Origin of the sequence: Candidatus Rhodoblastus alkanivorans (assembly GCF_022760755.1) — a bacterium.
GTDB lineage: Bacteria > Pseudomonadota > Alphaproteobacteria > Rhizobiales > Beijerinckiaceae > Rhodoblastus > Rhodoblastus alkanivorans.
The window spans coordinates 176,242-198,361 of the sequence record NZ_JAIVFP010000001.1 but is presented as its reverse complement, the minus strand read 5'-3'; the positions used below and the strand labels follow the sequence as shown (position 1 = coordinate 198,361).

General features: G+C 64.8%; 17 protein-coding genes and 1 pseudogene. 13 read left to right on the top strand and 5 right to left on the bottom strand.

The window, feature by feature from the left end:
• Positions 1-22: 22 nt before the first annotated feature.
• From K2U94_RS00900 to K2U94_RS00870, 7 genes are all read left to right on the top strand, one after another.
• Complete coding sequence (locus K2U94_RS00900; RefSeq protein WP_243065412.1) at positions 23-1,285, top strand: glycosyltransferase; 1,263 nt, start codon at positions 23-25, stop codon at positions 1,283-1,285.
• Between the two features lie 64 nt (positions 1,286-1,349).
• The gene (locus tag K2U94_RS00895) at positions 1,350-2,036 is read left to right on the top strand and encodes a class I SAM-dependent methyltransferase (RefSeq protein WP_243065411.1); all 687 of its coding nucleotides are present in this window, start codon (positions 1,350-1,352) and stop codon (positions 2,034-2,036) included.
• A complete protein-coding gene (locus tag K2U94_RS00890) occupies positions 2,029-4,620 on the top strand; it encodes a glycosyltransferase family 2 protein (RefSeq protein ID WP_243065410.1) in 2,592 nt (863 codons plus the stop codon). The genes K2U94_RS00895 and K2U94_RS00890 overlap by 8 nt, the downstream gene beginning before the upstream one ends.
• Entirely contained in the window at positions 4,614-6,995 is a 2,382-nt protein-coding gene (locus tag K2U94_RS00885) for a glycosyltransferase family 2 protein (RefSeq protein WP_243065409.1), read from the top strand. Before K2U94_RS00890 ends, K2U94_RS00885 begins: the two co-directional genes overlap by 7 nt.
• A gap of 55 nt (positions 6,996-7,050) precedes the next feature.
• On the top strand, positions 7,051-8,523 hold the full coding sequence (locus K2U94_RS00880; RefSeq protein WP_243065408.1) for a pyruvate kinase: 1,473 nt from the start codon (positions 7,051-7,053) through the stop codon (positions 8,521-8,523).
• A gap of 175 nt (positions 8,524-8,698) precedes the next feature.
• Positions 8,699-9,754 (top strand): NAD(P)-dependent alcohol dehydrogenase, encoded by a 1,056-nt coding sequence (locus K2U94_RS00875; RefSeq protein ID WP_243065407.1) that lies wholly within the window; start codon positions 8,699-8,701, stop codon positions 9,752-9,754.
• Between the two features lie 23 nt (positions 9,755-9,777).
• A complete protein-coding gene (locus K2U94_RS00870; RefSeq protein ID WP_243065406.1) occupies positions 9,778-10,311 on the top strand; it encodes an isochorismatase family protein in 534 nt (177 codons plus the stop codon).
• Between the two features lie 37 nt (positions 10,312-10,348).
• Here K2U94_RS00870 and K2U94_RS00865 read toward each other — a convergent pair whose 3' ends face one another.
• The 3 genes from K2U94_RS00865 to K2U94_RS00855 form a co-directional block, all read right to left on the bottom strand.
• The gene (locus tag K2U94_RS00865) at positions 10,349-10,783 is read right to left on the bottom strand and encodes a hypothetical protein (RefSeq protein ID WP_243065405.1); all 435 of its coding nucleotides are present in this window, start codon (positions 10,781-10,783) and stop codon (positions 10,349-10,351) included.
• A gap of 142 nt (positions 10,784-10,925) precedes the next feature.
• The gene (locus K2U94_RS00860) at positions 10,926-11,885 is read right to left on the bottom strand and encodes a YihY/virulence factor BrkB family protein (protein ID WP_243065404.1); all 960 of its coding nucleotides are present in this window, start codon (positions 11,883-11,885) and stop codon (positions 10,926-10,928) included.
• Positions 11,886-12,149: 264 nt separating this feature from the next.
• Complete coding sequence (locus tag K2U94_RS00855; protein WP_243065403.1) at positions 12,150-12,854, bottom strand: TetR/AcrR family transcriptional regulator; 705 nt, start codon at positions 12,852-12,854, stop codon at positions 12,150-12,152.
• Positions 12,855-13,074: 220 nt separating this feature from the next.
• On the opposite strand from K2U94_RS00855, the gene K2U94_RS00850 reads away from it, so the two are divergent.
• Positions 13,075-14,367: an HlyD family secretion protein gene (locus tag K2U94_RS00850; RefSeq protein ID WP_243065402.1), complete on the top strand. Its 1,293-nt coding sequence runs from the start codon at positions 13,075-13,077 to the stop codon at positions 14,365-14,367.
• The gene (locus K2U94_RS00845; RefSeq protein ID WP_243065401.1) at positions 14,364-15,947 is read left to right on the top strand and encodes a DHA2 family efflux MFS transporter permease subunit; all 1,584 of its coding nucleotides are present in this window, start codon (positions 14,364-14,366) and stop codon (positions 15,945-15,947) included. Before K2U94_RS00850 ends, K2U94_RS00845 begins: the two co-directional genes overlap by 4 nt.
• Before the next feature lie 157 nt (positions 15,948-16,104).
• Here the strand turns inward: K2U94_RS00845 and K2U94_RS00840 are convergent, their stop codons facing one another.
• The gene (locus tag K2U94_RS00840; RefSeq protein ID WP_243065400.1) at positions 16,105-16,455 is read right to left on the bottom strand and encodes a hypothetical protein; all 351 of its coding nucleotides are present in this window, start codon (positions 16,453-16,455) and stop codon (positions 16,105-16,107) included.
• Positions 16,456-16,828: 373 nt separating this feature from the next.
• Between K2U94_RS00840 and K2U94_RS00835 the strand changes: the two genes are divergently transcribed.
• From K2U94_RS00835 to K2U94_RS00825, 3 genes are all read left to right on the top strand, one after another.
• Positions 16,829-18,322 carry an exopolysaccharide biosynthesis polyprenyl glycosylphosphotransferase gene (locus tag K2U94_RS00835; protein ID WP_243065399.1) on the top strand — a complete coding sequence of 498 codons (1,494 nt, stop codon included), beginning with the start codon at positions 16,829-16,831 and terminating at the stop codon, positions 18,320-18,322.
• A 258-nt stretch (positions 18,323-18,580) separates the two neighbouring features.
• A protein-coding gene (locus K2U94_RS00830) for an IS3 family transposase (RefSeq protein WP_243065398.1) occupies positions 18,581-19,839 on the top strand; the annotation gives its coding sequence in 2 pieces (ribosomal slippage) (positions 18,581-18,920 and positions 18,920-19,839; 1,260 coding nt in all).
• Between the two features lie 32 nt (positions 19,840-19,871).
• A protein-coding gene (locus tag K2U94_RS00825) for an IS5 family transposase (RefSeq protein WP_243065397.1) occupies positions 19,872-20,629 on the top strand; the annotation gives its coding sequence in 2 pieces (ribosomal slippage) (positions 19,872-20,211 and positions 20,211-20,629; 759 coding nt in all).
• A gap of 284 nt (positions 20,630-20,913) precedes the next feature.
• Here K2U94_RS00825 and K2U94_RS00820 read toward each other — a convergent pair.
• A pseudogene (locus K2U94_RS00820) lies at positions 20,914-21,276 on the bottom strand (transposase); the annotation flags it as partial.
• Between the two features lie 75 nt (positions 21,277-21,351).
• Between K2U94_RS00820 and K2U94_RS00815 the strand changes: the two are divergent.
• Positions 21,352-21,969 (top strand): hypothetical protein, encoded by a 618-nt coding sequence (locus tag K2U94_RS00815; protein ID WP_243065396.1) that lies wholly within the window; start codon positions 21,352-21,354, stop codon positions 21,967-21,969.
• Positions 21,970-22,120 lie beyond the last annotated feature (151 nt).

Sequence of the window (22,120 nt, the reverse complement as noted above, 5' to 3'; positions counted from 1 at the left end):
AAGCACTCCAACATGGCCGGGCATGAACATCCTTTTCCTGCACAATAATTTTCCCGCGCAATTCCAGAACCTCGCCCAAGAGCTTGCGAGCAACCCGTCTCACCGGGTCGTCGCCATAGGCTCCGAGACCGCTCAGCCCGTGCCCAATGTCGATCTGCTCCGCTATCGCACGCCCGGCTACGACGTTTCGCCGACCCATCCCTTCGCCCGCCGGTTCGACGCCGAGTGCCGCCGCGCCACGGCCGTCCTCTATGCCTTGAGCGAATTGCGGGCTTCCGGATTTGCGCCGGACCTCATTGTCGGCCATTGCGGCTGGGGCGAAACCCTGCCGTTGCGCTCCGTCTTTCCCAGGGCGCGGATCGGCATCTATTGCGAATATTATTACCGGCCGGAGGGCCAGGACGTTCATTTCGACGCCGAGGGACCGCAGCTCGGTGTCGACGGCGTCATCGCCCTTCATTGCAAGAACGCCAGCACGCTCCTTTCGCTCGCGGAGGCGGATTTCGGCCTTTCCCCGACAGAATGGCAGAAACAGACCTATCCGGCGGAATATCAGGCCAAGATTCACGTCGTCCATGAAGGCGTCGACGAGGTTAGGCTGAGTCCCGACGAGGAGGCGCGCTTCCTCCTGCCGAATGGCGAGCTGCTCGATCGCGGCAAGGAAATCGTGACCTTCGTCGCCCGCAATCTCGAACCGATGCGCGGCTATCACATTTTCATGCGCGCCCTGCCCAGGATCCTCGACGCCCGGCCGGAAGCCCAGGTCGTCATTGTGGGCGGCGACGGCGTGTCCTACGGCCCGTCGCCGCCAGAGGGCAAGAGCTGGAAATCGATCTATCTCGATGAGGTGGCGGGCCGTCTCGACCTCTCCCGCGTGCATTTCCTGCCTTATCTGCCTTATGACGAATATGTCAGGCTGCTGCAGGTCTCGCGGACGCATGTCTATCTGACCTTTCCCTTCGTCCTTTCCTGGTCGCTGATCGAAGCCATGGCTCTCGGCTGCGTCATCGTCGCTTCGGACACGGCGCCGGTCCGCGAGGCGATTACGCATGAAATCAACGGATTGCTCACATCCTTCCACGACCCCGACGCGCTGGCCGATCAGGTCGCACGGGTCCTTTCCGATCCTGTCGCCTTTGTTCAGCTCGGCCGCGCCGCGCGCGCCACGGCGCTCGGCCGCTATGCCCGGAGCGCCTGCATCGCCGAGGCGATGGAGCGGCTGGGGCTCGAGCGGCCGGAAAAAGGCGCCGCCGGCGGTCCCGAGGCGCTCCGCAAAGTCGTATGAACGCCAAACGGGCCTTGAGCTTCCCCGCTTGGCTTTTGTTTTTCACACCAGAACGGTGCGCCGCATGACCGGAAATCAGAAGAAACGCGTTCTCAACGCCGGATGCGGCGTTCTCGGCCACGGACGGCTCCCCGCGGTCTTCGCCCCGGCGATATGGCAGGAGGTTCGGCTCGACGTGGATCCGGCGACGCGGCCCGATATCGTCGGCTCATTGGTGGATATGCGCGCCGTGGTGGCGGACGGCAGCTTCGATGCGCTCTATTCGTCCCATGCCATCGAACATCTTTACGCGCATGAGGTCATTCCAGCTTTCCGCGAGTTCCGCCGCATCCTCAAACCCGACGGCTTCGCGCTTCTCACCTGTCCGGACCTCATGGCGATCGCGCGGCTGATTGTCGAGCAAGGCGCGGAGGTCGTCGCCTATCAATCGCCGGCAGGCCCGATTCGCCCGATCGACATGCTTTTCGGACATGGCCGTTCGATCGGCGAAGGACGGGTGGCGATGGCCCATCGCACCGGCTTCACTGCGCCGCGCCTCGCCCGGGTCGCGCTCGAATCGGGCTTCAAGGAGGTCCGGGCGGCCGAGGGCGGTTATTTTGACCTCTGGGCGATTTTGCTCGGTCCGCAAGCTTCCGATGAGGCGATCGCGCCGATATTCGCCGGCTCCGATCTCGCCCGTCTGTTCGGCGAGGGCCAGGCGGCTCCGGCGGCGCCGGCGCACCCGCCCGGGTCGGCTCGCGCCAATGCTTGAGCCTCCGGCGCGGGCCGAATCCAAGGCCGGGCTCCGGCTGGAAAAGCTCCTGGACGCGGACGCGCTTTTTTTCGATTCGAAGCGCCATTTCGAAGCTTTGTTGCTCGAAATCGGGAAAAACATAGAAGCCGAGCGGCCGGACCTCGCCTTTCCTTTTGCCGATCGGCGCTGCCGTCTGCTCAAGCCCAGCGCGCGCGACTTTCTGCTTCGCTCCGAGATCAGCCGCCGCGCCGGATTCCTGGCGGAAGGCGCAGGCGATCTCGAAAAAGCGATCGCACTCGATCCGACCGACCGACGCATTCTCCAATTCGCGCTGACCTGGGGCGAGGCGGCTCAGAAGAGCGTCGCCGCCCGCCTTGTCCTGTCCGAGGACGATCCCGATCCGGCTCTCGTCGGCGCCGCTGCGGACTGGCTGATGAAAGAGGACGAGGCGCCGCTGTTCGTCGTGAGCCGCCGCGACGGCCTCATCAAGGGTTGGGCCGCCTGGATGGGCGCGGCGGAATTTCATCTGCGCTTCGAAGGCCAATCGGAAAGCATTGTCGCCCTGACTCCCGAACCTGACCATTGGCTTGCCGATGAAACCCGTTTCGCCGCGTCGATCCGGCTGGAGGCGGCGGAGGACTGGGAAATTGCGACACTTTTGCGCGATGGCCGCCGCGTGGCGACCCGGCGTTTGAAGGCCGGCGGGCGCGCCTTCGCCGACGCCGCGCCGCCACCCGCCGCTTTGTCGGTGATCGTGCCTGTCTATGAGGATTTCGCGGCGACCCGCGCCTGTTTCGAGGCGCTTTTCGCGCAAGGCGCGCCTCCCGCGGCGCGAATATTTGCTGTCGACGACGCCAGCCCCAACGCCGCCCTGCGCGCCTGGCTCGACGATCAGGCGGCGGCGGGACGCCTTGTCCTGCTGCGCAACGACGACAATCTCGGCTTCGCCGCTTCCGTCAACCGGGCCCTCGCTCTTTGCCCTCAAGGCGACGTCGTCCTGCTCAACGCCGACGCCTCGCCGCCTCCCGAAAGTCTCGCCCGGCTCGCCGAAGTCGCCCGTGCCGCGCCGGACATAGACACGGTCACGCCGCTTTCCAACAATGGCGAATATGTCAGTCTGCCGAAGCCCAACGCCGTCAATGCAATGGAGAGCCCTGCCGAAATCGCGCGGATCGACCGGCTGGCGCGCGAGGCCAACGGGCTCGATTTCGTCGATCTGCCAAATGGAATCGGCTTCTGCCTCTATATCACCCGCGCCTGTCTCGACGCCGTCGGCCCGCTGCCGGAAGTCTATGCCCGCGGCTATTACGAGGATGTCGAATTTTGCCTGAGGGCGCGCGAAAAGGGTTTCAGGAACGTCTGCGCCGCCGGCGTCTATGTCGGCCATGAAGGAACGCGCTCCTTCCGCGCCGAAAAGCGGCGGCTCGTCATGCGCAATCTGGCCGTTCTGGAGCGGCGCTTTCCCTATTACCAGATCGAATCGGCGTCCTTCGTCGAAGCTGATCCGCTCAGGCGCGCGCGCGGCGCGATCGAGGCGCTGCTCCCCAATGGCGCGGGCCGTGTCGCGCTGGTCTGCGCCGGCGGCGCCGCGCGCCTGTTGGCGCGCGAGCGCGCCGAGGCTTTGGCGGCCGAAGCCGCCCCGGCGCCGTTGATTTGCGCCTGCGCCGGCGACCGCGCCGAATTGCGCGGCGCCAGCGGCGCCTGGCCGCAATCGCTCGGCTTCGCGCTCGACGACCGCGCCGGCCTCGACGGTCTGATGAACTTCCTCCGGGCGGAAAAGATCGCGCGGATCGAATTGTTCGATCCTTTGGCGCTGTCGCCCCGATTGCTCGCGGCCTTGTTCCGGCTCGGCGCGCGGGTCGAGATCGCGGCGGGGGATCTCGAATGGGCGCTTCCACTGCGAACGCCCTTCGGCGGCGCGTGCCGCACGCCCGACGCGTCCGGCCCCTGTTCGTCCTGCGCCGAAGGCGCCTATGCGGTCGGGGCCGAGGAGGAGGCGCGGCGGCGGCGCGTCAAACGCAAGCGCGCGATTCTCGCCCGCGCCGAGGCGATCCGGCCGCTCGACCGCATGTCTGACCAGATCGCTCGCCATATTTTCAGCGACGCGGCGGTCGTCCCGATCGCCGAACCGCCGATCGCGACGCGGCCGCTCGACCGTCCGCCGGCAGGCGCGCTGGCGGTGCTCATGCCCCTGCGCGATCCGCTCGCCGACCGGCTGGTCATCGCGCTCGGCCGAGCCTTGCGGCGGCGGGATGAAACGGCGCGAATCGTCGTGTTCGGCGCTTGCGTCGACGATCTCGCGGTCATGAAGCCCGGGAATGTTTTTGTCGCCGGCGCCGTCGAGCGCGGCGAATATGAGCGCCTGCTGCGCCAATATGAAGCATCCGCGCTGATGTCGCCTTATCGCACCCGCCTGTTCGGCCGAACCGACGTTTTATCCCGCGCCTTCGCCTTGCCGAAGGCCTGTTTCGACTTCTCCTTCGGCAAGCTGGCGCGCGAGGATGGCGATCTCGCGCTCGACCCGCGCCTTTGCGACGCCAAGGCGGCGGCGCTCGCCGCGCAATGGTTTTCCGCGCCGTCGCAAAGGGCGGCGTCATGTTGAAAAGGACGGACCGGAACAGCGGCGCGTTGCGCTCGCAGGCTGCGATGATCAGCGACAGCCAGATCGCGGGCTTCGTGTTCGACCCTTCCGACCCCGGCCGCCGTTTCGTCGTCGAAATGCTGATCGACGGCTTTCCCGCGGGCGTCAGCCGCGCCGATCTTTTCGACCGCGAACTGGCCCGCGAGGGCGCGGGCGACGGCTGCCACGGCTTCGTCTTCACCCTCGATCCGTCCGTCCTGCACGCGGCGCGGCGCGTCGAGATTCGCCTCGCCAACAGTGGCGACATCGTCGGGGCGCCCCTGTTCGCTCCCGCGGCGGCGCCGCCAAAGAGCGATCGATCGCCCGGCGAGGTCGGCTGGGATGGCGGCTTGCGCATGACCGGCTGGGTCGACGGCGATCCGTCGCGCGCGCAAACAATTCGAGCCCTGATCGACGGCGAACAGGTTGCTGAGACGAAAGCGACGCGCTGGACCCATATCGGCGAAGGCCACGAGGTCCGCGCCTTCCGCCGTTTCGATCTCGACCTGCCCCTGCGTTTCGCCGACGGCCTCGCCCATGTCGCGACGGTCCTCAATGAAGAGGGGACGGAGCTTGTCGGCAGTCCCTGCGGCTTCGTCGCCTTCCGCGACGGCCTCGCCCGCTTTCTCGAAAGCCGCGCCGAGCTCGATTCCGAGAAGCCGCGCGGCGATTTCTACGACCGCATCGTGCCGCAATCGCTGCCGTTAGACTTTTTCGCGCAATGGCGCGAGATTTTCCCGCCTCCCGCGCCCGAGGCGGACGCGCGGTCGCTGGTCGGCGTCGCTTTGGTCGGCGACGAGGGGATCGAGGACAGCGTCGCCGGCCTCGAAGCGCAGCGGGGCTGCGGCTGGGTCGCGGCGGCGCTCGAAGGCGGCGAGAGCGCGGTCGATTTCGATCCCGCCATGCTGCGCGAGTTTCTCGCCGGCGACGCCAAGGATTGCCCGATCCTGGCCTTCGCGCCCTCCGGAACGGTGCTTCAGCCTCACGCCCTCGCCGTATTGGCGCAGGCTTTGGCGGCCTTTCCCGCGGCGCCGCTCGTCTATGCCGATTTCACCTTCGCCGAGCCCGACGGCGGCGAATGGCCGGTCGCATTGCCCGCCTTCGATTATGAACGGATGCTGGAGCAGGGCTGCGGCGCCTTGTTCTTCGCCGCCCGCGCCGAATTCGTCCATGCGGCGGCGGAGGCTGGGGCGGCCGATCTGTTCCGTCTTTTCTTTTTCGCCCAGGACCGCCGTCGGGTCGTCGGCCCGCGAATCGCCGATCCGGACGCGGGCCAAGCCGCCGCCGCGCCGGTCCACCAGCCGGGCTTTCTCGCCCGCCTGCCGCGCCTCGATCTCGCCAAAACCTCGGCGCGGCTCACGCGCGCCGTCCAGGGCCATCTCGCCGCGCGCGGGGTGCAGGGCAGGATCGGTCCGGGCCGCGGGGCGCTTCTGCCGTCGGCGATCGTGGCGCGCCCGGCGCCGCGCGGCCGGGTCTCGATCCTGATCCCGACTCGCGACCGCGCCGACCTCCTCAAAGCGTGTTTCGATTCGCTTGCGAGGACCGTCGATCTCGCCGCCTGCGAGGTCGTCGTGCTCGACAATGATTCGGTCGAGCCGGAGACGGCGGCTTTGTTCGAGGAGATCGCCGGGCAGGGCGGGCGCGTGCTGCCCGTCCCGGGTCCGTTCAATTTCTCGCGCATCGTCAACCGGGGCGCGGAGGCGGCGGGCGGCGATTTCCTGCTCCTGCTCAACAATGACGTCGAGGCTCTGCGGACGGGCTGGCTGGAGGAAATGCTGAGCCGCATGGCGGAGCCGGACGTCGGCGCGGTCGGCGCGGCCCTGCTGTGGCCGAGCGCCGTGGTCCAGCATGGCGGCGTCGTGCTCGGCCCGAAATTCGCGGCGCTGCACGCCTTCAACGACCGTATCGACAGCGACCCCGGCTATGCCGACCTGCTGCGCGTCGCCCATGAATGCAGCGCCGTGACCGCCGCCTGCCTTCTGACCGAACGGCGGCTCTTTCTCGACTCCGGCGGTTTCGACGAGGCGCGCTTTCCGGTGAATTTCAACGATGTCGATTATTGCCTGCGCCTGCGGGCGCGAGGCCTGCGCGTGGTCCTGACCCCGCACGCGCGCCTGCTGCATCGCGAATCCGCCACCCGCGGTCCGGAGCGCCGGCCGGACCAGGCCTTCCGCAGCTTGCGTGAATTGCGCAATCTGCGCGCGATCTGGGGCGAGGCGCTGACTGCCGACCCCGCCTATCATCCCATGCTCTCCCTCGACCAGACGCCATTTTCCGCTCTCGCCTGGCCGCCACGTCCGGCGCCGCCGCGCCTGCCGGTCTGGCCGCAACCTCGCCCCGTCCCGCCCGGCTTCTGACTGTCACAGCCTTGTCATGTACGGCCGTTACGGCGGAACCGGATGGGGACGGGCGTTGTCGGAAGCTTTGGCGCTTTTTGAGGAAATCGAGCGGATACGCGCGCAATTGCGAGTCGATTCCGCGCGCCAGTTCGACAAATGGCGGCATTGGCGTATCGATCCTGGCTTTGTCGCCTCTGCTGAAAATCTCGCGGCCTATCTCGCCCTGCGCCATTACGACCTGCGCGCCGTCCAGCGCGAATTGATGGCGCTCGGCCTGTCGTCGCTCGGGCGGCTCGAAAGCCGTGCGCTGCCGACCCTCGACGCCGTCGCCGCCGCATTGGCCGCGCTCGCCGGTCGTGACCGGATCACGGGGCCGGACGAGGCTGATTTTTTCGCGGGCGAGCACGAACTTCTCGCGCGCAGCCGCGCTTTGTTCGGCGAATCCTCCGGCGAGCGGCTCACCGCCTTGATGGTCACCTGCCCCTCGTCCGCCGCCGAGGATCGCGGCTTTTTCCTCGGCCTTGCGGAAAAAGGCGTCGAGGCGGTGCGCATCAATTGCGCCCATGACGACGCCGACAAATGGGCGCGGATGGTCGAAAACGTCCGTTTCGCCGGCGAGCGCACCGGCCGTCGAATGCGCATTTTCATGGATCTCGCCGGGCCGAAAGTGCGCACCGGCGCCTTCGCCGCTCTGCGCAAGGACAAACATGCCGAGCGCGACGAACTGGTGGCGGTGACCGCGCCGGGCGAATTGAAGCGCGTGAGCAAGAAGGACGCCGATTTCGCGCTCGAATGCAGCCTGCCGGAAGCGATCGACGCCTCGCGGCCCGGCGACCGGCTTTCGATCGACGACGGCAAGCTCGAAGCCCGGATCGAGCGGGTGGACGAAGGCTTCCTCATCGCCCGCGTCGTCGGATGCGAGCCGGATGGCTACAAGTTCAAATCGGAAAAGGGCCTGAACTTCCCCGACGCCGAGCTCGCCATTCCGGCGCTGACCGCCAAGGACCGCGACGACCTGGGTTTCGTCGCCGCCCATGCCGATGCGATCAATTTCTCCTTCGTGCAGAGCGTGGACGACATCGAGAGCCTGCAGGAGGCTTTGGAGGACATAAGGCCCGGCGACTGGCGGAGCCTGCCTTTGGTGCTGAAGATCGAGACGCCGCGCGCGGTGCGCCATCTTCCGGATTTGATCGTGCGCGCAGGCGCCCGCCAGCCGGCGGCGGTGATGATCGCGCGCGGCGATCTCGCCATCGAAATGGGTTTCACCCGGCTCGCCGAAATGCAGGAGGAGATTTTATGGATCGCCGAAGCGGCGCGCGTTCCAGTGATCTGGGCGACCCAGGTGATGGAGAATCTGGTCAAGACCGGCGCCTTTTCGCGCGGCGAAATGACTGACGCCGCCATGGCCGCGCGCGCCGAATGCGTGATGCTGAACAAGGGGCCACATCTGATGAAGGCGCTCGGCGAGCTGATCCGCCTGCTCGGCCGCATGGACGTCCATTACCACGAGAAAACCCCGCACCTGCGCCGGCTGGCGAGCTGGTGAGGCGAAGCTTTCCCTGCATCCGCGCAAAGGCGCCCTGCCGAAATGGCCAGGGCGGCCGCCTTGTCCGGGCCAGACTCGCGGCCTATCTCGGCGTCATCCCCCATCTGCGCGCATGTCCCTTCCGCAAAGCGGAGCCCCTTTCGGGAACATGCGCTCACCGCCAGGACAGCGCCTCATGTTCAAGGTCAAAGCTTACGCCGCGCAATCCGCCACGAGCCCGCTCGCGCCTTTCAGCGTCGAACGCCGCGACCCCGGCCCGCACGACGTTCAGATCGACATTCTTTATTGCGGCGTCTGCCATTCCGACCTCCATCAGGCGCGCAACGACTGGAGCAATTCGCTTTATCCCATGGCGCCGGGGCATGAGATCGTCGGGCGGGTGGTCAAGGCCGGCGCGCATGTGACGAAATTCAAGGTTGGCGATCTCGCCGCCGTTGGCTGCATGGTCGATTCCTGCCGCCGCTGCGAGCCCTGCGAAGCCGATCTCGAACAATATTGCGCCGAGGGCTGCACGCTGACCTATAACGACCGCGAGCGCGGCTCCGACAAGCTGACCTTTGGCGGCTATTCCGAGCAGATCGTGGTCGAGCAGCGTTTCGTCGCCAAGGTTCCGGAAAATCTCGATCTCAAGGCGGTCGCGCCGCTGCTGTGCGCCGGCATCACCACTTATTCGCCCTTGCGCCACTGGCAGGTGGGACCCGGCCAGCGCGTCGGAATCATCGGTCTCGGCGGCCTCGGCCACATGGGCGTGAAATTCGCGAAAGCTCTCGGAGCGCGCGTGACGATGATCACTACCTCGCCGGAAAAGGGCAAGGACGCCCTGCGCCTTGGCGCCGACGAGGTTCTGGTCTCGCGCGACGAGGCCGCGATGACGAAGCATCGCGGCGCCTTCGATTTCCTGCTCAACACCATTCCGGTGGGCCACGACGTCAATCCCTATCTGAGCCTGCTGAAGCTCGACGGGACAATGGTCCTGGTCGGCGCGCTGACCGCGCTGGAGCCGCCGCCGATGGGCGCCAATCTGATCGGCGGGCGCAAACGAATAGCCGGGTCGCTGATCGGCGGCATGGCAGAGACGCAGGAAATGCTCGATTTCTGCGGCAAGCATAATATTGTGAGCGATGTCGAGATGATCCGCATCGACGAGGTCAACGAGGCCTATGAAAGGCTTCTGAAAAACGACGTGCGCTACCGCTTCGTGATCGACATGGAGTCGCTCAAGGCGGCTTGAGCGCTTCAGATCGGGAGGATGATGTGTTAACGCCCGGACCGGACTCCTCCCTTCTTCTGCTCATCGACTTTCAGGCGCGGCTCGCGCCGGCCATGGACGGCGCGCAAGCCGCGATCGCCAATGCCCGGCGGCTTGCCGAAGGCGCGCGGATTCTGGGCGTCGAGACCCTCGTCACCGAACAAAATCCGGAAAAACTCGGACCGACCGTGCCGGAACTGGCGGAATATGCCGCCGCGCCGGTCGCCAAAATGACCTTCGACGCCACCGCCGCGTCCAATTTTCCGAAGGAAAAACTTGAAAGCCGCGCGATCGTGGTCGCCGGCTTCGAGACCCATGTCTGCGTGTCGCAGTCCGTTCTTGCCCTTCTCGCCGAGGGGCAGCTCGTCCTGGTCGCGGCCGACGCGGTCGGCTCGCGGCGCGCCGAGAACAGGGAGACGGCCCTGCGCCGGATGGAGCGTTTCGGCGCCCAGATCGTGACGACGGAGATGATTTTGTTCGAATGGCTCGGAAGCGCGGATCATCCGCGCTTCCGCGACATTTCGCGTCTGGTGAAATAAAGCCTCGCGCAAGCGAAGCGCGCCGGCCGGGCGGCGGTCACATCCCGAGGCTGAAACCGCTGACGCCGATATTGGCGGCGAAGCCCGCCTGCATGCCATGCAGTTCGAGGACGACGCCGTTGGAATTGCGCATGCGGATGACCTGCGCGCCGCCCGCGATCGCGACGCCGGCGCCGACCGCGGAGAAGGTGCCGACGATATCGGTCGGATTATGCAGGTGAAGGGCGCGGCCGACCAGCGTGCCGCCGGAGGCGCCGAAAGTGCCGAGGCTGACGCCGCCGATGCGCAGCGGGTAGCGCTGGCCGTGGAACGTCAGCGTGCCCTCGCCGCCGCCCAGGCCGATGATGAAGCCGGCGCTGACGAAACGGAGGCGGACCGAGCCCGTTCCCGCGAGGGCCGGCGCGCTCGATGCGATAAAGGCGGCCGCAATGGCCGCGGCGGCGGTCTTGAACATGTGACGGCGATTGAGCATGCGTGCCTCCAATATGGCGCGGCTTGAGATGGAAAAACCCTTGCGGGCAAGGCGGGCGATCAGGCGGAATGACTTAAGTTACTGGCGACTCAGGCCGGGTCCCGTTCGTCGCGCCGGATCATGGCTTTAGCTGACGGCGCGGTCAATGCTCGCATTGGCGCGACTTCGCGCGCCGGCGCTCCAGTTCGGCGTCCACTTCCGCGCCCAGCAGAATGGCGATCGCCGAAATCCACAGCCAGGTCATGAAGCCGACCACCGCCCCAAGCGAGCCGTAGGTCTGGTTATAGGTGACGAAATTGGCCGCGCACCATGAGAAGAGCGCGGAAGCGACAAGCCACAAGATGGCGGCGATCATGCTTCCCCATGTGATCCATCGCCAGCTCCTCTTTTTCCGGTTCGGGCCGAAGCGGTAGATGAAATCCAGCGCCAGAGTCAGGACGACGAAAAGGGTCGGCCAGCGCCCGACGCGGACCGCGAGATTCATCGCGTCGGGAGCGCCGAGATAACGGAAGGCGACCGGCAGCACGACGAGCGCCGCGATGGCGAGGAGCATGAAAAAAATGCCCGCCAGCGTCAACGACAAAGAGATCAAGTTGATCCGGATGAAGCCGCGTTTTTCCTTTTCTTCATAGGTGACGTTCAGCGCGTCGAACAGGCCTTTCATCGCCGAATTGGCGCTCCACAGGGAAATGGCGAGGCTGGTGGCGAAAGTCAGGCCCAAGGTCTGGGCGCCGTTCGCGGCGATCCGGGTCAACTGGCCTTTCATGACCTCGATGGCTCCGTCGGGGAGTACGCCGGACAGCGTGTCCAGATGCGCGGCGATGCTGCGCGGATCGGAGAACAGGCCGTAGATGGCGATCAGTGCCGCGAGCGCCGGGAATATGGCGAGCAGGCTGTAAAAGGTCACGCCGGCGGCGAGGGTGAGGAGATGGTGATCGAAAATATTTTCGTACACGCGCAGCAGGATTTCCTTCCAGCCGCGCAGCCGCGCGCCAAGCCCCGCGCGAAACGTGCGGGCGCCCTCCGGCTCGGGCGCGATCTCTGAACCGCCGGCGGCGGAGGGCGGGCGGCCAAAAAGGCGCGGCGGAACGAGCGCGGCCATCAATCCGGCCGCGGCCGCGATCGCCCATAAAGGCGGGCGCCGAAATACGCGGAAGCGAGGCTTTCGCTCAGCTTTGGACATGATCGCCCAAGCCCTCGCGGGTCGTTCCTGTCCGCATCTGCCGTCAACATTTCCGTTCGCGTTTGACCCGTCCGAATGACGCCTTGCCGATTTCCGTCGTCGGGACAACCTCAAATCCGGGCTGGCGTTCCAAAAAACCAAATTGACCGCTGCGCCGAAGCCCGGCTGCGGGCGTCCGAAGCGTCAGGCGATCCCGCCATGTTTGCAGGCGGCGAGGAAAAAGGCGACTTTCTGCTTCACGCGGACGTCGATTTCGGCGTGCAACTCCTGCACGTTCTCGCCGGACAGAGCGCGCATGAGCGGCGGAAGCAGCACCAGGTCCAGGAAATAGCGGGCGGCGGCGGCGTAGCGGTCGCCATGCTCCTGCTGCATATTGGCGAAGGTCTCGCATTTCGTCACTTCGGCCAGCATCTGCGCGACGATTTCGCCGCTTTGCTCGCGCGCCATCTGGATCAGGCTGCGCACCAGGTCGGGAATGCGGCGCGCCTCGCCCAGTGCGACGCGGACGATGCCGATATAATCTTCGGTCAAGGTTTCGTTGAGCACGGTGACGCCGATGTCGACGAGCCGCTCCTCGATATTCGCGCCGGTAAGCTTATGGCTTCTCATCCGCGCGTAGCGCTCGCGAATGCTTCGGGCGACCGCCGCCTCGAACAAGGCCTCCTTGTTGGGGAAGCGGGAATAGATGGTCGGCTTGCCCGACCTGGCGGTCTCCGCGATCAGGTCGATGCTGGCGCCGTCGAAGCCGCGCTCGAGAAAGACCTTGTGCGCCGCGCCCAGAATGCGCTCCTCGACCTCGCCGGCGCGCTCGGCCGGCGGCCGGCCGCAGCGTATGCGCTTACGCGAGGAAACCGTCTTTGCCGTCGCCGCCTTTTCAATCGTTTCCATTGTCCTGCCGTCGAAACGCCGCCGCTCCCCTTGAGCGTGATCCTTTCGGGCCCACGCTCGAGCGGCTCATGCTGTTTGCAAGATAGCGATTTCACCTTTGCGTGTAAAGAGAACGAAACGGTTTCGTTTCATATTGACCCCTTGCCGCGCCGCAATTATAAAACGGAACAGTTTCGTTTCACGCATCCCCGGCGCCAGCCGAGGGGCAGGGAGAATGGGCATGTTCAAGGATCGCATCGAGGACTGGCGCGAATCGGCCCACAGCGAGGCCGGCGAGCGGGCTCTGGAGCGTCGGGCGGACAAGCCTGGCTCCGCTGATCCCGTTCGCAAGGGCGAGGCGCGGGCTTTGGCCCCGGAAGCCGACAAGGGACAGGCGGGGGAAGCGCCGCCGGAAGCTGCCGCCGCGGCCGGCGAGGATCGCCCGCAAAAGGCCGGCGCGCGCCGCCGTCCGGCGCGCCTCATTCTCGGCGTGGCGGCTCTGGCGGTCGCGGCCGGCGCCGGCTATCTCTGGTGGGATAACGCCAGCCATTTCGAAACCACCGACGACGCCTTCATCGCCTCGCGTCCGATCGGCGTCGCCCCGCAAGTCCCCGGCTATGTCGCGCAGGTTCTCGTCACCGACAACCAGCATGTCGCCAAAGGTCAGGTGATCGCGCGCATCGACGATCGCGATTACCTCGTCGCGCTGGCGCAGGCCAAGGCCAAGGTCGCCGTCGCCGAAGCCGGCGTCGAGAATGTCGAGGCGCAGATCCTGGTGCAGCGGGCGCAGGTTGAGGCCAGCCAGGCGCAGGTCAATCAGGCGCAGGCCGCCCTCGCCTTCGCACAGCAGCAGGCTGCGCGCTATGCCGAATTGGCGCGCAAGGGCGCAGGCTCGGTCCAGAACGCCCAGCAGTACAGCTCGCAGCTGGCGCAGCAGCAGGCGGCGGTCAAGAGCGCGCAGGCGCAGTTCGATGTGGCGCAGCGCCAAGTCGATTCCCTGCAGGCGCGGGAAGCCAGCGCCAAAGCCGATCTCGCCCAGGCCAAGGCCCAGCGCGACCAGGCGCAGCTCAATCTGTCCTATACCAATGTCAAGGCCGCCGAATCCGGTCATATCGCCGATCTCACCGCCGCGCCCGGCCAATATGTCCAGACCGGAACGGCTCTCGCCATGTTCGTCCCCGACAAAGTCTGGGTCACCGCCAATTTCAAGGAAACCGAACTCGACCAGATGCGGCCGGGCGACCCGGCGACCTTGCGGGTCGACGCTTATCCGGGGCGTGAAATCCGCGGCTATGTCGCGAGCATCCAGAGGGGATCGGGCACGGCCTTTTCCCTGCTGCCGCCGGAAAACGCCACCGGCAATTACGTGAAGATCGTGCAGCGCGTGCCGGTCAAGATCGACATGGTCAATCCGCCGAAGGACGTCGCCCTCGGTCCCGGCATGTCGGTGGCGCCGACCGTGCGGGTCGATCCCCATAAATCGCTTTATGAGCGGCTGGTCGCTTATTTCGACAAGGTCGCGAGGACGTCATGAGCGCGGCGGCGGATTCCGGCGCAGACGCGGCGCCGGCTTTGGCGCCGGGAGGCAACCCCTGGGTGGTTGCGGTCGTGGTGGCGCTGGCCTCCTTCATGGAGGTTCTGGACACGACGATCGCCAATGTGGCCCTGCGTTATATCGCAGGGGGTCTTGGCGTCAGCGCCGACCAGGCCTCGTGGGTGGTGACGACCTATCTCGTCGCCAACGCCGTCATCGTCACCGCCACCGCCTTTTTCGCTAAAAAATTCGGGCGCAAGAGCTTTTTCCTGGCCTGTCTCGGCCTGTTCACTACAAGCTCGGTGGCCTGCGGCATGGCCTGGAGCCTGAACTCGCTGCTGTTGTTCCGCGTGCTGCAGGGGATCGCCGGCGGCGGCATGGTTCCGGTGGCGCAGTCGATCCTGGCGGATTCCTTTCCGCCGGCCAAGCGCGGCCAGGCCTTCGCCCTGTTCGGCATAGCCGTGGTCGTCGCGCCGGTCATCGGGCCGACGCTCGGCGGCTGGCTGTCCGACAATTTGTCGTGGCACTGGTGTTTTCTGATCAACGGGCCGGTGGGACTGGTCACGATGGCGCTCATCGCCGCGACCGTCAAAGACAGGCGACTGCCCCAGCGCGACGCGCGCTTCGATCCGATCGGCTTTCTGCTTGTCGCAGGCTTCCTTGGCGCGCTCGAGGTCGTGCTCGATCGCGGCCAGATCGAGGACTGGTTCGGATCGAATCTGATCGTGACCTTCACCGCGATTTCCGCCATTTCCCTCCTGCTGCTGATCCCCTGGGAGGCGCGCCATAGCCATCCGGTCGTCGATTTCAAATTGCTGGTCTCGCGGCAGTTCGGTTCGAGTTTCGTCGTCATGCTGGCGATGGGCGCCATTCTTCTCGCGACGACCCAGTTCATGCCAGAGCTGGTGCAGGACGATTTCGGCTATACCGCGACCTGGGCGGGCCTGGCCCTTTCGCCCGGCGGCGTCGTGGCCATGATGATGATGTTCGCCACCGGCCAATTGTCGCGCCGCGTCCAGCCGAAATATCTCATCGCCACAGGCGCGGCGATCGTCGCCTGTTCCATGTATGGCCTGACCAACATCACCCCCGATCTCGGCTTCTGGTTCTTCGCCGGATGGCGGATGGTCCTCAGCCTCGGCCTGCCGCTGATCTTCGTTCCGATCCTCGCCGCCTCCTACGACGGCTTGCGGCCGGACCAGATCGACATGGCTTCGGCGCTGATGAACGCCGCGCGCAATTCCGGCGGTTCGATCGGCGTGTCGCTGGCCTCCAATGTGCTCGCCAACGCCAGCCAGGCACATACGAGCCGGTTGGTCGAACAGGTGGTCCCGTCGAGCATCGAATATCAGCAGACCCTGGCGAAGATGACCCAATATTTCGTCGCCCATGGCTCGTCGCTCGAGCAAGCGAAACATCAGGCCTTCGCCTGGATCGGCCAGCAGGTCCATGCCCAGGCTTCGCTGCTGGCCTATATCGACGTCTTCCGCATCCTGACGTGGCTCGCGCTCTCCGCCATTCCGCTGGCTTTGCTATTGCGCAAGGTCAAGCTCGGCGGCCCAGCGCCAGTGGGGCACTGAACCTTTCCAACTGAGGGGGTGTTCCCGCCGATCGCCAAGCAAAAGCCGCTGGTGCTGGTCTTCACGCAGGCCTTCGGCGTCGCCGTCACGCTGATGGTCGGCTGGTTGCGCGGTGGACGATCGACGCCTCCTGCGTCCTGCTCGCCATTTTTGCCGTCTATTTCGTCACTGCGCGACTGCGCGCCTGCACTTGCCGCGCCAGCAGTTCGAACCCGCGGACGCCACGTTCATCGGCGCGGAGAAACGGTCGTCGAGGGACCGTGGATTGGGCCGCGTAGTCGCTGACGCCGAGATCGGCGAATTGCGCGAGGGTGACGCCCTGGAACCGGCGCGCGCAAAGCGGCGGCGGCATCATCGCCTCGCGGCTCGATTTGTCGCGCACCAGCACGAAGACCGGCTTCGCCTTCAGGCGCGGCGCCCATTCGCGATAGAAGGGATGAATCCGGGCGCGCGTCTGTAAGGGCGTGGGCAGGCCGTCTTCTTCGGGCCGGTCCCAGTCCTTCGCCACGGCGTCGAGGTCGCGCGCGATTTCGATCGCAAAGCCCCGCCGAGCGGATCGTCGATATTGTTCCCGCTCATTTTAGTCCTCGCCGGCGATTCCCTGTCGGTTCAACAGTCGCCATCGCGCCAAGCTTTTCCTCGTCGGCAACGGCGGTTTCTGTTTCGCCTGTCGCTATGTTGAAGGCCATTGCCGGGCGCGGGAATTATTATGCATTGGCGTCGTCTTATAGCTTAAATTAAGAAATAAGGATGGCTGACTTGATCGGATGCGTAATTTAACCGGCTTTCTTTCTTTGTTGGACTTCCGCTTGCATCTTCTGATGATGCAAGGACCAAAAATGGTCAATCCAGAACACGATCGCGCCAAATTGGAACACCGCATGTCCCAATCACGCGTCAAGCCGCGCGCCGGCGCGCACGATTTGCCCGCGGGCCCGTCGCGCCGCTGGTCGGGCCGGGGTGGCGCGAGCCGTATCGACAGCATGCGTCCCAGAAGCGCCGTGGCCATGCGCGTCGGTTTCACGGCTTTCGTCGCCCTGTTCGACGCCGTTGCGATCGTCGCTGCCGCCGTGCTGGCGACGAAGATCTATCATTGGCTCGCTTACGGCTACGATGCGCCGGCTGGCCGCGCGGTCAACCTCGCCCTGCTGATCGCCGGCCTTTATATCGGGCCGACGCTTTTGCGCGGCGCCTATCGTTTCCACAATGTCCTGATCAAGGACGATTACATTCGGCCGCTGCTCGAACATTGGCTTCTCGCCTTTCTTGCCGCGTCGGTTTACGCTTTCGTCACCAAGAGCGGCGACGAAATGTCCCGCGGCGCGACGGCGCTGTTTTTCGGCGGCGGCGGCTTGACAATCCTCGCCGTGAGGCGCTGGACGGCGGGACTGGCGCGCAAGACCCTGAAGTCCGGCGCGATTTTTTCGCGCCGTGCCTTTCTCGTCGGCTATGAATCCGATCTCGCGCTGTTTTCCGAACGCTATAAGCCCTGGTCACTGGGGATGGACATTGTCGGCGCCGCGGTTTTGCGCGGGCAGGAAACGATCGAGGACGATTTGCGGCTGGCGGTCGCCTCCGCCCGCATCTTCCGGCCCGATGACGTGTTCATTCTCCTGCCCTGGCGCGATCAGAGCGCGATCGACGCCTGCGTTGACGCCTTCATGCGCATACCGGCTTCGATTCATCTTGGGCCGGAGCGCGTCCTTGACAAATTCGCCGACGCCGCGATCGACAAGATCGGCCCGATTTCCAGCATCCGCCTGGTGCGGCGGCCGCTCAGTCCATTCGAAGTTTTGATGAAGCGCGCCTTTGATATTGTCGGCGCAACTTTCGCCCTCGTCCTGCTGTCGCCGCTTGTCCTGATCGTCGCCAGCGCCATCAAGATCGACAGTCGCGGACCGGTGTTCTTTCGGCAAAGACGCTACGGTTTCAATCAGGAGCCGTTCCACATCTTCAAGTTCCGCTCGATGAATCTGATGGAAGACCATGCCGGCGTGCGTCAGGCGACGCGGGGAGACGCGCGCGTCACCCGCGTGGGGCGCTTCATCCGGCGCACCAATATCGACGAATTGCCGCAATTGATCAATGTCTTGCTCGGCCAGATGTCTCTGGTCGGGCCGCGGCCGCATATCATGGCGCACGACCATCTGTTTGGCCGCGCCATAGCGCTCGCCGCCCGCCGGCACAATGTCAGGCCCGGCATTACCGGCTGGGCCCAGGTGCATGGGTTTCGCGGCGAACTTGACAGCGATGAAAAGCTGCGCGGCCGCATCGAGCACGATCTCTATTATATCGACAATTGGTCGCCCTGGCTCGACGTGCGCATCCTCGCTCTGACCCTGTTTTCGTCCAAAGCCTATCGCAACGCATATTGAGCGACGACGCCCGGGATCGCGGAAAAGCACGATTGGCCGCAAGGCCGCCGATGCGCTCGATGGATTTGGCTGACGACACAGTGCGACGGCAACCGGTCTCTGCGTGTCGAAATCCCTGCTAGGGTTCAGACCCATAAAATGGTTGGCATGATCGCGGCGTTGTGATTCACGGATTCCGAGAGGAATCGCTGAAATAGCCCCGTAAGTCGCCGGACAGGCACTCCCACTTCGCTAAGAGGTAGGAGTAATGTGGTGTTTATGACTGGTGACAATCCGAAGAGTGAGGTCCTGCCGGGCCGAGAACGACGGCGTCGGCGCACGTCGGCGGAGAAATTGGCGATCATTGCCGAGACGATGGAGCCGGGCATGACGGTTAGCCTTGTCGCGCGCCGTCACGGCATCGCCCCCAATCAGCTGTTCACCTGGCGGCGGCTGGCGAACCAAGGCGCCCTGACCGCGACGCAGGCCGAGGAGGACGTCGTTCCGGCGTCCGCCTACAGGGCTTTGGTCGACCAGGTGCGCGAACTGCAGCGCCTGCTCGGCAAGAAGTCGATGGAGGCCGAAATCCTCAAAGAGGCGCTTGAAGTCGCCGTAGGCTCAAAAAAACGGATGTTGCGGTCGTTGTCGCTGCCGACGCTCAATCCACGGGACGGTTCGCGATGAAGGCCGTCTGCGAAACCCTCGGCGTCGCCCGCTCGAATGTCGCCGCGCGCATTGCCGGCGGCGCGGCCAAACGCATGGGCCGACCGCCCCTGCCGGAAGACGATCTGCTCTGCGAGATCAAGGGGATCATCGCCGAACAGCCGTCCTGGGGCTACGCCCGCGTGTGGGCCGACCTGCGCCGCAAAAGACGCGCCGAGGGCGCGGCGCCGGTCAACCGCAAGCGGGTTTATCGGGTGATGAGGGCGCACGGCCTGTTGCTTCAACGTCATGCCGGCGGCGGCGAAAACCGCCGGCATGACGGCAAGATCGCCGTTCTGCGCTCCAACCTGCGTTGGTGTTCCGACGGCTTCGAGATCGCTTGCGACAATGCCGAAAAAGTCCGCGTCGCCTTCGCGCTTGATTGCTGCGACCGGGAAGCCCTCGGCCATGTCGCCACGACGGCGGGCGTCAAGGGCGAGGACATCCGCGACCTGATGGTCAGCGCCGTCGAATATCGCTTTGGCCCGGTCAATCGCCTGCCCAGCCCGATCGAATGGCTGACCGACAACGGGTCTTGCTACATCGCTGGCGACACGAAACATTTTGCCCGCGAAATCGGCCTTGAGCCGCTGACCACGCCGGTCGAAAGCCCCCAATCGAATGGAATGGCCGAAGCCTTCGTCCGCACGATCAAACGCGATTACGCGCGCGTGTCGCCACTGCCGGACGCCGAAACCGTGATCCGCTTGCTGCCGTCGTGGTTCGAGCATTACAACACACGCCATCCGCATCGCGCGCTTGGCTATCGTTCACCCCGCGAGTTCATCGCGGATCGCTTGGCCGCCGAAGCCGGAGAGTGTCTGTCCGAAACTTAAGGGGCTACAACAGATTCCGAGAGGAATCGCTGATGAATCGGGATCAATTTTGGCTGACGGACACTCAATTTCTGAAGATTGCGCCGCATCTTCCCACGGATACGCGCGGCAAGCCGCGAGTTGATGATCTGCGCGTCATAAGTGGGATCGTCCATGTGTTGAAATCAGGCGGCCGTTGGATCGACGCGCCGCCCGAATATGGGCCGAAGAAAACGCTCTACAACCGCTATGTGCGCTGGGCCGCCAAGGGCGTCTGGTCCGATCTGTTCCAGGCGCTTGCCCAAGCCGGCGATCCGCCCACCGAGGTTCTTATCGACTCCTCCGCCGTGAAGGCGCATCGCTCGGCCTCGGGCGGAAAAGGGGGGAGAAAAATCAGGCCATCGGTCGCTCGCGCGGCGGACGCACGACGAAAATCCACGCGCTGACCGATGCGCACTGCCGGCCGCTCGCCTTCATCCTCACGGGCGGCCAGGTCGCCGACTGCACAGCGGGCGCGGCGCTGCTTGCGAGGCTTCCGGACTGCGAAATCCTGCATGGCGACAAGGGTTATGACACGAATGCGATCCGAAGGCAGGTCGAAGAGCGCGGCGCAATGCCGAACATTCCGCCGAAGGCCAATCGCAAATGGAAAAATTGCTTCTCGCCCTTCCTCTATCGAAACCGGAACGCCATTGAGCGAATGTTCTGCCGACTGAAGGACTTCCGGCGCGTGGCGACGCGCTACGACCGAAACGCCACGAATTTTCTCGCCGCCGTTTGCATCGCCGCCGCCGTCAGCTACTGGTTATGAGTCTGGACCCTAACAGGGAAAGTATCAGGGAACTTGTCCCAAAAGAGGGGCGCGCCGGCGCTTTACGCTTAAGATTATTGTTTAATAACAATGTGATGCATAATAATTCCTGCGAAGCAGAACAGGGAATTAAATCGCGTAAACAGAGATTATGCGAGCGCCGAACAGAGATTGCCCCTAAATTTCAGGACAGCCGCTTCGCGGCCGACTTGCGAACACAGTCGGCGCGTTCGCGCCTGCGTTCTGCTTGTGTTCTTGTGGCGGTAAGAGTCTGTCCGACGATTTCATGAAGCTTTCGAGAGCCTTGCGATTCTGCGGGCCATGAGACGGATCATGGCCATTTGCACAAAAGCGAGTTGTGTGCGGCTCAGGTTCTCGAAATCTTTGACCAGGCGACGGCATCGTCCCAACCATCCGAAAGTCCGCTCGACGATCCAGCGATTGGGCAACGGGACAAAGCCCTTCGCCGCATCCGATCGCTTGACGATTTGAAGGTCGACCTTGCCGACGCGCTGTGCCGCAGCCCGAGTGGCGTCGCCGCTGTAGCAGCCGTCGGCGAACAGCCGCTGCACAAAGGCGAAAAACCGGCGCACCTCCTTGAGCAGCGGCAGAAAACCGTCACGATCCTGAACGTTGGCGGGCGTGATCGACACGGGACGACGACGCCGGCGCTTCTCAATCGGTTCAAGGCATTCAATCAAGGCCGGGAATACAGCGCCCAGGTGAAGCCATTCAATTTCCTGATATCACTTCATGCCCGGCTGCAGCTGGAATTGCCCGACGAACAGCAACGGCATTGCCCAAGCGCGGGCGGCCACGGAAGCAATCGACCCCAAAGCCGATCGCCCCATTCTTCCGCGAGCCCGGAGCGGCCGCCGCAACTGCATTCGATCGGGATACCGGCTCACCGATCGGCCGCCGACCAGCTCAAGACCTATGCCAACACTCTCGCCCAATACCATCTCCGGCCTGAAGCCAAGTTCCTGATTGGCGACTTCTGCGACCGCGGGCGAACGGACCGGCGGCATGTGATCGCCAAGCAAATCCTCCACATCGGTAAAGAAGCCAACAAATGGGAGGAGCAGCATTTCCTCGGCGAGGATGAAGACGCGGCGATCGAGCGCGGCGCGGTCCCCAAGGAAGCCGATCTCGATGAACCCTTGCGGCTCCTGGTTCGCGATCTCGGCGAACGCGGCGCGGCAACACAGTTGCAGATCTCAAGGACGGCGCTGCGGAACGCCGCCAAATCAGGTGTCCGCAATTCTTCCCGAGCCGTGGAAACCCGCATTGCCAGCGAGCTGCGCGCCCCCAAAAGAGCATCTCACAACGACACCGGATAGGAAGACCAAAAATGAACGACAACATTGATCAGGAAAACGACAAGATCCCAACGTCACGGCTGCCCTCCTCCGCGACCTGAAGACTTCCGCCATCGGCGGGAAGCGGGAATAGCGGGAAGGGACCGGTCCCGAGAAAACACCGGTCGATGGC